The sequence below is a fragment of the Cedecea sp. AS113 genome, assembly GCF_037152415.1.
Classification (GTDB): domain Bacteria; phylum Pseudomonadota; class Gammaproteobacteria; order Enterobacterales; family Enterobacteriaceae; genus Cedecea.
The window spans coordinates 1-232 of sequence record NZ_JBBCMI010000073.1 but is presented as its reverse complement, the minus strand read 5'-3'; the positions used below and the strand labels follow the sequence as shown (position 1 = coordinate 232).

Annotated in this window: 1 protein-coding gene; it reads left to right on the top strand. The window is 43.5% G+C overall.

The features are described 5' to 3' along the window. Positions 1 to 232, top strand: a 232-nt coding sequence (locus WFN87_RS24080; RefSeq protein WP_336983987.1) for an autotransporter outer membrane beta-barrel domain-containing protein, incomplete at both ends; no start/stop codon positions are given.

The following is a 232-nucleotide window of genomic DNA, read 5'->3' as shown; positions in this document are numbered from 1 at the left end:
TGAGTATCATCTCCAGCAGGGTACCCCTTCCGGCATGAATAACAATAACTGGTATCTCACCAGTCAGAGTGAAAATAATAACGGTAATAACGGTAATAACGGTAATAACGGCAATAACGATAATAACGGTAATAGTAATGGAACTCATAACAATGCCGATACCGGACACACTTATCGTCCTGAGCGAGGAAATTACGCCGCCAACCTTCAGGCAGCCGCAACAATGTTCAAC